This window comes from Caulobacter segnis (assembly GCF_031454995.1).
Lineage (GTDB): Bacteria > Pseudomonadota > Alphaproteobacteria > Caulobacterales > Caulobacteraceae > Caulobacter > Caulobacter segnis_E.
The window spans coordinates 89,809-103,427 of sequence record NZ_JAVDRV010000001.1 but is presented as its reverse complement, the minus strand read 5'-3'; the positions used below and the strand labels follow the sequence as shown (position 1 = coordinate 103,427).

At 68.7% G+C, this 13,619-nt stretch carries 9 protein-coding genes and 1 pseudogene; 9 read left to right on the top strand and 1 reads right to left on the bottom strand.

The window, feature by feature from the left end; translation table 11 throughout:
* Nucleotides 1-195 precede the first annotated feature (195 nt).
* From J2728_RS00515 to J2728_RS00470, 9 genes and pseudogenes are all read left to right on the top strand, one after another.
* Nucleotides 196-2,340 (top strand): alpha-glucuronidase family glycosyl hydrolase, encoded by a 2,145-nt coding sequence (locus J2728_RS00515; RefSeq protein ID WP_309995091.1) that lies wholly within the window; start codon nucleotides 196-198, stop codon nucleotides 2,338-2,340.
* 198 nt (nucleotides 2,341-2,538) lie between these two features.
* On the top strand, nucleotides 2,539-3,867 hold the full coding sequence (locus J2728_RS00510; protein ID WP_309995089.1) for an amidohydrolase: 1,329 nt from the start codon (nucleotides 2,539-2,541) through the stop codon (nucleotides 3,865-3,867).
* Nucleotides 3,868-4,115: 248 nt separating this feature from the next.
* Nucleotides 4,116-5,267: an endo-1,4-beta-xylanase gene (locus J2728_RS00500; protein ID WP_309995087.1), complete on the top strand. Its 1,152-nt coding sequence runs from the start codon at nucleotides 4,116-4,118 to the stop codon at nucleotides 5,265-5,267.
* Between the two features lie 161 nt (nucleotides 5,268-5,428).
* Entirely contained in the window at nucleotides 5,429-7,090 is a 1,662-nt protein-coding gene (locus tag J2728_RS00495; RefSeq protein ID WP_309995085.1) for a glycoside hydrolase family 43 protein, read from the top strand.
* A 232-nt stretch (nucleotides 7,091-7,322) separates the two neighbouring features.
* Complete coding sequence (locus J2728_RS00490; protein WP_309995083.1) at nucleotides 7,323-7,829, top strand: BamJ family beta-barrel-assembly machinery protein; 507 nt, start codon at nucleotides 7,323-7,325, stop codon at nucleotides 7,827-7,829.
* Nucleotides 7,830-7,971: 142 nt separating this feature from the next.
* Nucleotides 7,972-9,600, top strand: coding sequence for a sensor histidine kinase (locus J2728_RS00485; RefSeq protein ID WP_309995081.1), 1,629 nt, complete (start codon nucleotides 7,972-7,974; stop codon nucleotides 9,598-9,600).
* A gap of 164 nt (nucleotides 9,601-9,764) precedes the next feature.
* Complete coding sequence (locus J2728_RS00480) at nucleotides 9,765-11,360, top strand: flavin monoamine oxidase family protein (RefSeq protein ID WP_309995079.1); 1,596 nt, start codon at nucleotides 9,765-9,767, stop codon at nucleotides 11,358-11,360.
* Between the two features lie 2 nt (nucleotides 11,361-11,362).
* The gene (locus J2728_RS00475) at nucleotides 11,363-11,797 is read left to right on the top strand and encodes a c-type cytochrome (protein WP_309995077.1); all 435 of its coding nucleotides are present in this window, start codon (nucleotides 11,363-11,365) and stop codon (nucleotides 11,795-11,797) included.
* A gap of 138 nt (nucleotides 11,798-11,935) precedes the next feature.
* Nucleotides 11,936-12,022 (top strand): annotated as a pseudogene (locus J2728_RS00470) (hypothetical protein); the annotation flags it as partial.
* Here the strand turns inward: J2728_RS00470 and J2728_RS00465 are convergent.
* Nucleotides 12,015-13,598 carry an aldehyde dehydrogenase (NADP(+)) gene (locus J2728_RS00465; protein ID WP_309995075.1) on the bottom strand — a complete coding sequence of 528 codons (1,584 nt, stop codon included), beginning with the start codon at nucleotides 13,596-13,598 and terminating at the stop codon, nucleotides 12,015-12,017. The pseudogene J2728_RS00470 and the gene J2728_RS00465 sit on opposite strands and share 8 nt — an antisense overlap.
* Nucleotides 13,599-13,619 lie beyond the last annotated feature (21 nt).

Below are 13,619 nucleotides of genomic sequence, written 5' to 3'. Positions count from 1 at the left end.
GGGACGCCAGGCGCAAGCCGCGCCAGCTATCCAAGACTTCCTCCCTGGCTTATCGATGTACCGGTACCATAAAGGTTGTCAACCCAGTGGTCTGACCTCTAAGACTACAAGACCGGACCTCCGAAGACGCTTGAGTTCTCGCGTCTTTCCGGGTTCGGAAGGTCATAAGAGCCGGGATTAGGGTAGGAAACGATGATGCGTTTGATGGCTTTCGCGGCTGTTTTGCTGTTGCTCGCCGCTCCGGCCGCGCGCGCCGAGGACGGCTATGACCTGTGGCTGCGCTACAAGCCGGTCGAGGCCTCGGCCAAGGGCGCCTACGCCGCCCGCGCCGCCGCCATCGCCCCGACCCGCGACGCGCCCACGATCAAGGTCGCCCGCGCCGAGCTGGAGCGGGGCCTGACTGGCCTCGTCGGCAAGCCGGCCGAGGCCGCCGCCGGGACGCGCGACGGCGTCATCCTGCTGGGCGCGGCCTCCGATCCCGCGATCGCCAAGCTGAACCTGCCGCTGAAGGCCCTGGGCGAGGACGGCTATCTGATCCGCACCCTGCCGGTGAACGGCAAGGCGACCACGGTGATCGCCGCCAACCGCGACATCGGCGTGCTGTATGGCGTGTTCCGCTATCTGGAGCTGATCCAGACCCGCCAGCCGGTCGCTAGCCTCGACCTCGCCAGCGCGCCCAAGGTCAAGCTGCGCATGCTCAACCACTGGGACAACCTGAACCGCACGGTCGAGCGCGGCTATTCGGGCCAGTCGATCTTCGACTGGTGGAAGCTGCCCGACCACGTTGACCCACGCATGGTCGACTACGCCCGCGCCAACGCTTCTATTGGCATCAATGGCGCGGTGCTGAACAACGTCAACGCCAAGGCCGACAGCCTGACCGCGCCCTTCATCGACAAGGCCGCGGCCCTGGCCGACACCTTCCGCCCCTACGGCATCAAGGTCTATCTGTCGGCCCGCTTCTCGGCCCCGATCGAGATCGGCGGCCTGAAGACCGCCGACCCGCTGGACCCGGCCGTCCGCGCTTTCTGGAAGGCCAAGGCCGACGAGATCTACAAAGAGATTCCCGACTTCGGCGGCTTCCTGGTGAAGGCCAATTCCGAAGGCCAGCCGGGTCCGCAGGACTACGGCCGCACCCATGTCGACGGCGCGAACATGCTGGCGCAGGCCGTGGGCCCGCACGGCGGCGTCGTGATCTGGCGCGCCTTCGTCTACTCGCACGAGCAGCCGGACGACCGCGCCAAGCAGGGCTATACCGAGTTCAAGGCGTTCGACGGCCAGTTCGCCGACAACGTGGTCATCCAGGTCAAGAACGGCGCGATCGACTTCCAGCCGCGCGAGCCCTTCCACCCGCTGTTCGGGGCCATGCCCAAGAGCAACATCGGCATGGAGTTCCAGATCACCAAGGAATACCTCGGCTTCGCCACCCACCTCGTCTATCTGGGCCCGCTATTCGAGGAGACCCTGAAGGCCGACACCATGGTCAAGGGCAAGGGCTCGACGGTGGCCAAGGTGGTCGACGGCCAGCTGGACGGCCGTAAGCTGACGGTGATGGCGGGCGTGGCCAACATCGGCTCCGACCGCAACTGGAGCGGCTCGCAGTTCGACCAGGCCAACTGGTACGTCTTCGGCCGCCTGGCCTGGGATCCGGAGGCCGACACCCGCGCCATCGCCCGCGACTGGGCCAAGATGACCTTCACCAACGACGAGCGCTTCGTGAAGCCCGCCGTGGACATGATGATGGGCTCGCGCGAGGCGGCGGTGGACTACATGACCCCGCTGGGCCTGCACCACCAGATGGGCGAGGGCCACCACTACGGTCCCGGTCCCTGGGTGTCGGGCGGTCCGCGCGCCGACTGGACCAGCGTCTACTACGCCAAGGCCAGCGCCGACGGCATCGGCTTCGACCGCACGCCGACCGGCAGCGACGCGACCAGCCAGTACGCGCCGCCGGTCGGGGCCTGCTTCGCCGACCTCAAGTGCGTCGACGAGAAGGACCTGCTGTGGTTCCACCACCTGCCCTGGGACTATCGCCTGAAGTCCGGCGACACCCTGTGGGACGGCATGGTCAAGCACTACTCGCGCGGCGTCTCGTACGTCGACGGCATGAACCGCGCGTGGGCCAGCCTGGCGCCGTATGTCGACGCCCCGCGCCACGCCGAGGTCGCCGACTTCCTGAAGATCCAGCGCCACGAGGCCCAGTGGTGGCGCGACGCCTCGATCGCCTGGTTCCAGACCTTCTCCAAGCGCGCGCTGCCGGCGGGGGAGAAGCCTCCGGAAAAACCGCTGGAGTACTATCAGGGCCTGAAGTTCCGCTGGGCGCCGGGGAACGGTCAGTAGGGGGCTCCTAATAAACCACCGTCATCCCGCGCTTTATGCGCGGGACCCATGGTTCAGCTCGCAAGTGCGCTGATGGGTTTTCGCTGCCCGTGCGGCGGATAAATGGGTCCCGCGCATAAAGCGCGGGATGACGATAAGGGTGGCGGATCAGCGTCCGCCATGCGTCATCTTAAGCGACGCCATTCGCTTGAGAGTCCCATGAAGCCCCTGTTCGCCGCCGCCGCCTTGGCCCTCGTTCTCGCCGCCAGCGCCCAGGCCGCGCCCCAAATGGCGGTCAAGAACGCGCCGGCGACGTTGAAGGTCATCGACGCCCAGCTGGACCGCGACTATCCGGCGCTGGAGGCGGTCTACAAGACGATCCACGCCCATCCCGAGCTGGCCTTCCAGGAGGTCCAGACCGCCAAGACCCTGGCGGCCGAGATGCGGGCTCTCGGCTTCACCGTCACCGAGGGTGTCGGCAAGACCGGCGTGGTGGCGGTCCTCAAGAACGGGGAGGGCCCCAAGGTCCTGATCCGCACCGAGATGGACGGCCTGCCCATGGAGGAGAAGTCGGGCCTGCCCTACGCCAGCCGGGCGACCGCGACCTGGCGCGACGGCCAGACCTTCGTCGCCCATTCCTGCGGCCACGACATCCACATGGCCGCCTGGCTGGGGACCGCCCGCCAGCTGGTGGCCATGAAGTCCAAGTGGAAGGGCACGCTGGTCTTCGTCGCGCAGCCGGCCGAGGAGGTCATCGGCGGCGCCAAGGCCATGCTGACCGACGGGCTGTGGGACAAGATCGGCGGCAAGCCCGACTACGGCTTCGCCCTGCACGTGGGCAACGGCGTGGCCGGCGAGGTCTATTATAAGGCCGGCGTGATCAGCTCGACCTCGGACGGCCTCGACATCACCTTCAACGGCCGCGGCGGCCACGGCTCGATGCCGTCGACGACGATCGATCCGGTGATGATGGCCGCCCGCTTCACCGTCGACGTCCAGAGCGTGATCAGCCGCGAGAAGGACCCTTCGGCGTTCGGCGTCGTCACGATCGGCTCGATCCAGGCGGGCAGCGCCGGCAACATCATCCCCGACATGGCCCGGGTGCGCGGCACGGTCCGCACCCAGGACGACGCCGTGCGCGAGAAGATCCTCGACGGGGTCAAGCGCACGGCCAAGGCGGTGGTCGACATGGCCGGCGCGCCGCCCGCCGACGTCAAGCTGAACCCCGGCGGCAAGATGGTGGTCAACGACCAGACCCTGACCGATCGGACGGCGGCGGTGTTCAAGGCCGCCTTCGGCGCCCGCGCGGTGGCCCAGACCAAGCCCGGCTCGGCGTCGGAGGACTATTCGGAGTTCGTCATCGCCGGCGTGCCGTCGCTGTATTTCGGCATCGGCGGCTTCGACCGCGCGACGGTCGAGAAGGCCAAGGCCGAGGGCAAGGCGCTGCCCAGCAACCACTCGCCGTTCTTCGCCCCCACGCCCGAGCCCAGCATCCGCACGGGCGTCGAGGCCATGACCCTGGCCGTGCTGTCGGTGACGGGGAAGTAAAACTCCAGCCACCAACTCCCGTGTCATCCCGGAAAGCGCGCAGCGCTTATCCGGGACCCAGGGGCGACAAGCGCTGAGTTCCCGCACCCCCTGGGTCCCGGCTCTCCGCTCCGCTTCGGCCGGGATGACATGGCTGTTGGTGCAGGTGTGGAAAGGCGCGCTCTAATGGGTTGACCCCATCGCCGGCCTAGGGTGATCTGCCTGCAAAATGGTAGCGGTAACGAGCTGCCGATAAGCGGGAGGCGCCCATGGCTTCGAACACGATCGACCCCACGCGACGACAGGCCCTGGGACTCGCCGCCGCGGCAGCCGCCAGCCTGGCCGCGCCCCGCGCCTTCGCCGACGAGACGCCGCTGCGTGATCTGGCCCAGGCCAAGGGCCTCTACTTCGGCTCGGCGGTCCCGGCCGGCCCCCCCGGCGCGACCACCGGCCCGTTCGAGGACGCTCGCTACCGCGCCATCCTGGCCCGCGAGTGCGGGGTGCTGGTCCCCGAGAACGAGCTGAAGTGGTACGTGGTCCGCCTGGCCGGGCCTGAGGCCTTCGACTTCAGCCGCGCCGACCGCATCGCCGCCTTCGCCAAGGAGAACGGCCAGGCCCTGCGCGGCCACACCCTGCTGTGGCACCACCCGCAGTGGTTCCCGGCCTGGACCAAGACCTATGATTTCGGCGCCAAGCCCGCCCAGGCGGCGGCCAAGATGGTCACCGAGCACATCCAGGCCCTGTGCCAGCGCTATCCGCAGATGATCTCGTGGGACGTGGTCAACGAGACGGTCGATCCCAAGGACGGCTCGATCCGCTCGACCTTCCTGTCCGACGCCATGGGCAAGGAGGAGGTGCTGGACCTCTCCTTCCACGTCGCCCGCCAGGCCGCGCCCAAGGCCCGCCTCGTCTATAACGACTACATGAGCCAGCAGGTCGGCAACGAGAAGCATCGCTACGGCGTGCTCAAGCTGCTGGAAGGCTTCAAGAAGCGCGGCACGCCCGTCGACGCCCTGGGCATCCAGAGCCACATCGGGGCGGAAAATGCAGATAGTTTCACCGGCTTTGGCAAGCCGCAGGAGAAGGAGTGGACGGCGTTCCTGAACGACGTCACCGGCATGGGCTACGACCTGCTGGTCACCGAGTTCGACGTCCACGACAAGGGCCTGCCGGCCGAGTTCGCGCCGCGCGACGCGGCGGTGGCGGCCTACGCCAAGGCCTTCCTCGACCAGGTGCTCAGCTACCGCCAGACCAAGGAGGTTTTGGCCTGGGGCATGATCGACAAGTACTCGTGGCTGCAGGGCCAATGGCTGCGCGAGGACAAGAAACCCAAGCGCCCGACCCTCTACGACGACGACTACAAGCCCAAGCCCCTGCGCGGGGCCGTGGCCGCCGCGCTGCGGGCCGCGCCGGCGCGGTAGGGGTCTCGCACCAAACATCCGTGTCATCCCGGCCGCAGCGAAGCGAAGAGCCGGGACCCAGGGGCCGCAAGCGCGGCGTTCCCGCACTCCCTGGGTCCCGGATAGCCTCTGCGAGGCTTCCGGGATGACACGTCATTTTATACTGTTGAAGGAATAGGCGGATGATCAGACTGACCGTAGCCCTGGCCCTGCTGGCCGCGAACGCCGCGCCCAACACCGCCGCCTTCAGCAACTTCGTCTATCAGGGCAGCGACCCGTCCGACGCGATCAAGGTGGGCCCCGGCCAGTACCGTAATCCGGTCGTGCAGGGCTTTTACCCCGACCCCAGCGTCACGCGGGTGGGAGGTGACTATTACCTGGTCAACTCGACCTTCGCCTGGTTCCCGGGCCTGCCGATCCACCACTCGACCGACCTGGTCAACTGGACCCAGATCGGCAACGCCATCGATCGGCCGGGCATGCTGGACTTCAAGCGCCTGGGCCTGTCGCGGGCGGTGTTCGCGCCGGCCATCACCCACCACGACGGCCTGTTCTACATCCTCAACACCTGCGTCGACTGCGGCGGCAATTTCCTGATCACCGCCAAGGACCCGAAGGGGCCGTGGTCGGATCCGGTGTGGCTGCCACAGGTGGGCGGCATCGACGCTTCGCTGTTCTTCGACGACGACGGCCGCGGCTGGATCGTCAACAACGAGGAACCGCCCGGGCCCGCCGAATACCGCGGCCACCGCGCCATCTGGATCCAGGAGTACGACCCCAAGAGCCAAAAGACGATCGGCCCGCGCACGGTGCTGCTGGACAAGGGCGTGGATCCCTCGACCAAGCCGATCTGGCCCGAGGGGCCGCACATCCTGAAGAAGGACGGCTGGTACTATCTGACCGCCGCCGAGGGCGGCACGGCCGAGGGCCACAGCCAGGTGGTGCTGCGCGCCAAGGCGGTGACCGGTCCGTACATCCCCTATGAGAAGAACCCGATCCTGACCCAGCGCGGCCTGCCCAAGGACCGGCCGCTGCCGATCACCTCGGCCGGCCACGCCGACATCGTCGACACGCCGGACGGCAAGTGGTGGGCGACCTTCCTGGCCGTGCGGCCCTATGGCGACGACCTCTACAACACCGGCCGCGAGACCTTCCTGCTGCCCGTCGAGTGGAAGGACGGCTGGCCGGTGATCCTGGAGAACGGCAAGACCATCCCCTACGTCGCCGACGCGCCGAAGCTGCCGAAAACGCCGGCCCCGCCGACCTCGGGTCCGTTCAAGGCCGCCGAGAGCTTCGCGGGCCCCGAACTGCCCCCTGGCTGGATGACCATGCGCATCCCGACCTCGCGCTGGTGGTCGGTGAAGGGCGGGACGCTGAATCTGGAAGCCCGCGAGGACAAGCTGGGCGGCCAGCAGCAGCCCTCGATCTGGGCGCGCCGCCAGCAGCACATGAACGCCACCGCCTCGACCACCGTGCGCTTCACGCCCAAGGCCGACGGCGACAAGGCGGGCCTGGTGGCCCTGCAGTCCGACGACTTCTACTGGTTCGTGGGCCTGGTCCGCGACGGCGGCAAGACGCTGGTGCGGGTCGAGAAGCGCACCGGCAAGGACGACCCGGTGGACGGCGTCGTGGTGGCTGAAAAGCCGGTTTCCCTCAAGAACGGTCAACCGCTGAACCTGAAGATCGACGTCAAGGCGGGGGCGCTGGACTTCGCCTACGGGACCGCGCCCGGGAAGTGGGAAACGCTGAAGGCCGGCGCCGACGGGACCTCTCTGAGCACCAAGGTCGCCGGCGGCTTCGTCGGGACCATGCTGGGCGTCTATGCCCACGGGGCGGAGCGGTAGGTAGAGCGCCCCCTCCGTCTCGCCGCGTATCCGCGGCGATCCACCTCCCCCGTTTGCACGGGGGAGGATGACTCGTCCTCCTCCCTCGCGAAGCGGGGGAGGTGGCGCGACGCCGAAGGCGGCGTGACGGAGGGGGCGCTTACGTCCTCCCCCAAATTTCGCCGCGAAGTTCGGGTGAACCCCCGCTAGGGTGTCGCTGATCGACACCGACCAATGAGTCCCGAAAGTCCCCATGCGCCTTCTCGCTCCCCTGGCCCTCGCCGCCGCGCTCGTCGCCGGCGCCGCCCACGCCCAGACCCCTCAGCCCTCGCCGCCGCCGCAACTGAACGCCGGGCCCTCGGCCGCCGCCGTCGCCGGCAAGGCCTTCCTAGAGAAGAACGCCAAGGCCCCGGGCGTCGTCACCCTGCCGTCCGGCCTGCAATACAAGGTCGTGACCAGCGGCCCCAAGACCGGCCCCTCGCCGAAGCTGGGCGACATCATCAAGGTCAACTACGAGGGCAAGCTGCTGAACGGGACCGTGTTCGACAGCAGCTTCGCGCGCGGCAAGGCGGCGATCATGCCCGCCGACGGCCTGATCCAGGGTTGGCTGGACGCCCTGCCGCTGATGCATGTGGGCGACGAGTGGACGCTCTACATCCCCGCCGAGCTCGGCTACGGCTCGCGCGACATGGGCGAGATTCCGCCCGACAGCGTGCTGATCTTCCGCCTGAAGCTGGAAGGCATGCTGGCGGTGGATTGATCCAACGCTTCGCCTGGCGAGAGACCGCGGCGGACGGCGCATGTGGCCAAAAGCCGCGTTTTACGCTTCGCTATCCCTAGCGGCGTAGGCGTGGGTGATGATGCGGAAGTCTTCTTTTTCCCGCCGGCCTTTCAAGCGGCCGATGCGATTGATCCAGGGGATGGTCGCCGCTGTCGCCGTTCTGGTGGTGGTGTCGATTCTTGGCGGTCTGGGCCTGATGGTCCTGACGGCGCGCACCCTGGACCGCATCGAGGCGCGGGATGAGATCCGCCTTGTCCGCCGCTCGATCGAGGTTTCGCTGGAGCGCATGACGCGCGAGCTGACCTCGGCCACCGTTTGGGACGCGGCCTACACCGCCATGGGGGCCAAGGTCGACGCGCCCTGGGCCGACATCAATTTCGGCGCCTACTACAAGGAGCAGTTCGAGCACGACGTGGCCTTCGTCCTGCGCGACGGCAGGGTGATCTACGCGTCGAGGGACGGCAAGCGCGGCGACGCGCGGGCGTTGGGCGGCTTCCCGGCCCAGGCCGCGCCGATCGCCGCCCAGGTGGCCAAGGACGCCGCCGCCGTCCTGTCCAAGGGCCGCCTGAGCACCGGCGCCGAGGTGACCCGTACGGGGCTGATGAAGGTCGACGGAGCGGTCTATCTGGTGGCTTTCGCGTCCGTGACCCCCGAAAGCCGGGCGGTCGCCGACGCCTATGCCGGCCCGTCGGCGGTGGTCGTCGCCGCTCGGCGGATGGATGGGCGCTTCGTCGGCCGCTTCGCCGGCGACCTGGGCCTCGAGGACCTCAAACTGCTCGCCGCGCCTCCCGGCCTCAAGCCTCGCGTGCAGCTCGCCGATATCAACGGGCGGCCGATCGGGGTGTTGTCGTGGGACGCCGCCGATCCGGGCCTGTCCCTGATCAAGAGCCTGGCGCCCTGGCTCGCGCTCGGCTTCCTGGTGATGAGCCTGGCCGCCTTCTTCCTGCTTCGGCGCGTCATGGAGGCGCTGGACCAGATCCGCGAAAGCCGTCGCCAGCTGATCGCCGCCAAGGAAGAGGCCGAGGCCGCGAACGCCGCCAAGACGCTGTTCCTGGCCAATATGAGCCACGAGATTCGCACGCCGCTGAACGGTGTGCTGGGCATGGCCCAGGTCATGTCGGCCGATGCGTTGAGCGAGCCCCAGGCCCGACGCCTGCGCATTCTGGAAGAGTCGGCGCGTTCGCTGATGGCGCTGCTCAACGACATCCTCGATGTCGCCCGGCTGGAGCGCCGCGCGATGCGCTTGCGCGATCAGCCCTTCGATCTGGTCGAGATGGTCGACGCGGCCTGCTCGGCCTTCTCGGGTGCGGCCGCGGCCAAGAACCTCGCTCTGAAGGTGGATGTCGCGGCCGAGGCGCGCGGACGGTGGGCGGGTGACCCCATACGGCTGCGTCAGGTGCTGGGCAACCTGGTGGCCAACGCCATCAAGTTCACCGAGGTCGGCGGCGTGACGGTGCGCGTTCGTCCTCTGACCAAGGGCTTGCGCTTCGAAGTCGAGGACACCGGTCCGGGCATCGCGTCGCAATCGCTGCCCCGCTTGTTTCGGCGCTTCTCGCAGGCCGACTCCTCCACGACCCGGTCGCATGAGGGCGCGGGTCTGGGGCTGTCGATTTGCCGCGAGCTGATCGAGCTGATGGGGGGATCGATCGACGTGCGCTCAGAGCCGGGGCAGGGCTCCAGCTTCTTCTTCGTCGTCCCGCTCGAGCGGCTGTCCGACCAGCGGCCGTCGCTGCGGGTGGTGGGGTCCTGAGGCTGCACAGTTCCCGCGCAGCCAAGCCGTCCGGGCGCCGATAAATCGGAGCCTTGGCCGCATCGTTCGGCTTGATGGCCAGCCAGCCCTCGCCGCGGGCGCGACGGCTGATAGCCCTTTCATCCGCACGCCGAATTCGGCGGCGCGTGAGGGGAAGAGCTTACATGGACATGGGTGTCAGGGCGCCGACGCGGCGCCAGCTTCTGTCCGCCATCGCCAAGGTCGGCGGGACGGCGGCGCTCTATCAGGCGATGACCACGCTGGGCCACGCGGCCGAGACTCAGTTCCACGGCCCGCCGAACCTGCAAGGCGCGCGCCCGGGCGCCAGCGTCATCGTGCTGGGCGCGGGCCTGGCCGGCATGCTGGCCGCCTATGAGCTGCGCAAGGCCGGCTACAAGGTTCAGATCCTGGAGTTCCAGAACCGTCCCGGCGGCCGCAACTGGTCGCTGCGGGGCGGCGACACCTACACCGAGCTGGGCGGCGCGACCCAGAAGGTCGCCTTCTCGCCCGGCAACTACCTGAACCCCGGTCCCTGGCGGATCCCGCACCACCACCGCACCTTGCTTCACTACTGCAAGGCGTTCGGCGTGGCGCTGGAGCCGTTCATCCAGTTCAACCACTCCGGCTGGGTCCACTCGTCCCAGGCCTTCGGCGGCAAGCCGGTGCGCTTCAACGCCGCCGCCGCCGACTTCGAGGGCAATATCGCCGAGCTGCTGGCCAAGTCGGTCAACGCCAAGGCGCTGGACGACACCGTCACCGCCGAGGATCGCGACAAGCTGCTGGAGGCCATGAAGGGCTGGGGCCTGCTGGACAACAACTACAAGTACTCGCCCAGCCTGAAGGCCTCGTCGCACCGGGGCTACGAGCGTCCGCCGGGCGGCGGCGTCAACGGCGCGCCGGTCGCTTCCAAGGACCTCTACAGCCTGCACGACGTGCTGGACCCGCAGGTCTGGACCTCGATGGGCTTCTTCATGAACCACGAGATGCAGACCACCATGTTCCAGCCCGTCGGCGGCATGGACATGATCGGCAAGGGCTTCGCCAAGCAGGTGGACGGCCTGATCACCTACAACGCCAAGGTCGGCAAGATCGCCCAGGACGACAAGGGCGTCACCGTCAGCTGGACCGACACCGTCACGGGCAAAGCGACCGACGCCAAGGCCGACTGGTGCGTCTGCACGATCCCGCTGGGCGTGCTGGGACAGATGGACCTGGCGGTCACCGACGAGATGATGGCCGCGATCAAGGCCGTGCCGTATTCCGGCCAGGTCAAGATCGGCCTCGAGATGAAGCGCCGCTTCTGGGAAGAGGACGACTACATCTATGGCGGTCACAGCTTCACGGACCAGGAGATCGCGCTGATCTCCTATCCGAACAACAACATGTTCAAGGACGGCCCGGCCGTGCTCTTGGGCGCTTTCGCCCGCGAGATGGGCGCCTATCGCCTGGCCGGCATGACCCCCGAACAGCGGATCGAGGTCGCCCTGGCGCAAGGCTCGGTGATCCACCCGGAAAGCTACCGCAAGGAGTTCGCCTCGGGCGCCTCGGTGGCCTGGAGCCGCGTGCCCTGGAGCCTGGGCTGCTGCGCCCGCTGGAACGAGGACACCCGCAAGCAGCACTACCAGACCCTGGTCGGCATGGACCGCCGGATCGTGTTGGCCGGCGAGCACGCCAGCTACGTCGGCTGCTGGATGGAGGGCGCGCTGCTCTCGTCCATCGACGCCATCACCCGTCTGCACAAGCGCGCGCTGGAGGCTTGATCATGAGAAAGCTCATTCTGGTGGTCGCCGCGCTGGCGGCCTTCCCGGCCATGGCCCAGACGCCCGCCCAAACCCCCGTTTCTGGCGGCGGCGACACCGGCGGCGGGATCGTCCGCGCGGCCAAGCCGGTGGCCGGCGAGCAGGTCTATACCCAGGTCTGCCAGGCCTGCCACATGGCCGACGCCAAGGGCGGGACGGGGGCGGGGACCATTCCCGCGCTCGCGAGCAATCCCAAGCTGGCCGGCGCGGCCTATCCGATCATGGTGGTGACCAGCGGCAAGGGCGCCATGCCCGGCTTCGTGGGCACGCTCAGCAACGCCCAGATGGCCGAGGCGATCACCTATGTCCGCACCCACTTCGGCAACGCTTATGCCAAGCCGGTGACGGAAGCGGACGTCGCCAAGATGGCCAAGCCGCCGAGCGCCGGGGGGCACTAGGGGGCGGACCTGACCCATCTCTCCTCCCCCTTCGGGGGAGGGGGACCGGCGAACGCCGGTGGAGGGGGCCTGAGAGGCGGGGCTACATCCTGTCGAAGGCCGAACTAGACCCGTTCTGAAAACGAAAGAGGGGCCGCACCTTTCGGCTGGCCCCTCCACCGCCGTTCGGCGGTCCCCCTCCCCCAGAGGGGGAGGAGAGAATATCGCTTGCCCGCTATCAGCCGACCTTCACCTTGCCATCCACGCGCCGCGCGATGCCCAGCGGGTTGTCGGTCTTCAGCTCGGCCGGCAGCAGGGCTTCGGGCAGGTTCTGGTAGCTGACCGGGCGCAGGAAGCGGGCGATGGCGAGTGTCCCCACCGAGGTCGTGCGGCCGTCGCTGGTGGCCGGGAACGGGCCGCCGTGGACCATGGCCGGAGCCACCTCCACGCCGGTGCCGAAGCCGTTCACGAGAATGCGGCCGGCCTTCAGTTCCAGGGTCGGCAGCAGGGCCGCGACGATCGGATGGTCGGCCTCGTCCATGTGGATGGCGATGGTCAGCTGGCCTTCGACGGTGGCCACGACCTTCTCAAGCTCGGCCTGGTCGGCGGCGCGGACCACGACCGAGGCCGCGCCGAACACTTCCTCGTGCAGGTGCGGATTGGCCAGGAAGTCCTTGGCCGCGACGCTGAACAGGGCCGCGCGGCCGGTGTGGCTGCCGTCCGGACCCGGGATGCCGCGCGCGACCGTGGTCACTTCCTTGGCTTCGGTCAGGGCGGCGACCCCATGGGCGAAGGCCTTGCAGATGCCGGGGGTCAGCATGACCGAGGCCGGCGCCGCCTCGACCGCCTTGCCGGCGGCTTCGACGAAGGCGTCCAGCTCGGGGCCTTCGATCGCCAGGATCAGGCCGGGATTGGTGCAGAACTGGCCCGCGCCCAGGGTCAGGGCGGCCACGAAGTCCGGAGCGATCTGCGGACCGCGCGCCTTCAGGGCGGCGGGCAGCATGATCACCGGGTTGATGCTGCTCATCTCGGCGTAGAACGGGATCGGCTCGGGGCGGCCCTGGGCGATGGCCAGCAAAGCCAGACCGCCGCGACGCGAGCCGGTGAAGCCGGCGGCCTTGACGCGCGGATCGGCGACCAGGGCCTGGCTGACCTCGTAGCCGCTGTCGTGGATCATCGAGAACACGCCCGGGTGCAGGCCGCAGGCGGCGACGGCGGCCTGGATGGCGCGGCCGACCAGCTCCGAGGCGCCCGGGTGGGCCGGGTGAGCCTTGACGATGACCGGGCAGCCGGCCGCGAGCGCCGAGGCGGTGTCGCCGCCGGCCACCGAGAAGGCCAGCGGGAAGTTGCTGGCACCGAACACGGCCACCGGGCCCAGCGGCACGTTGCGCAGGCGCAGGTCGGGACGCGGCAGCGGCTTGCGGTCCGGCATGGCCGGGTCGACGCGGGCTTCCAGGAAGCCGCCGTCGCGCAGCACGCCGGCGAACAGGCGCAGCTGGCCGACCGTGCGGCCGCGCTCGCCTTCCAGGCGCGGGCGGGGCAGGCCGGTCTCGGCCATGGTGCGGACGATCAGATCATCGCCGATCGCCTCGATGTGCTCGGCGATCGTCTCCAGGAACGTCGCGCGGGTCTCGTAGGGTAGGGCGCGGTAGCTGGCGAAGGCCTCGTGCGCCAGGGCCGCGGCCGCGTCGACGTCGGCCTTGGTCGCGCCGCCGAACGCGGGCTCCAGGATCTCGCCGGTCGCCGGATTGACGCCCTTGATCTCGCCGTTGGTCCCCTTGCGGCTTTCGCCGCCGATCAGAAGCTGGCCGGTCAGATTCACGTTGGTCGTCCTGCGAGTGTT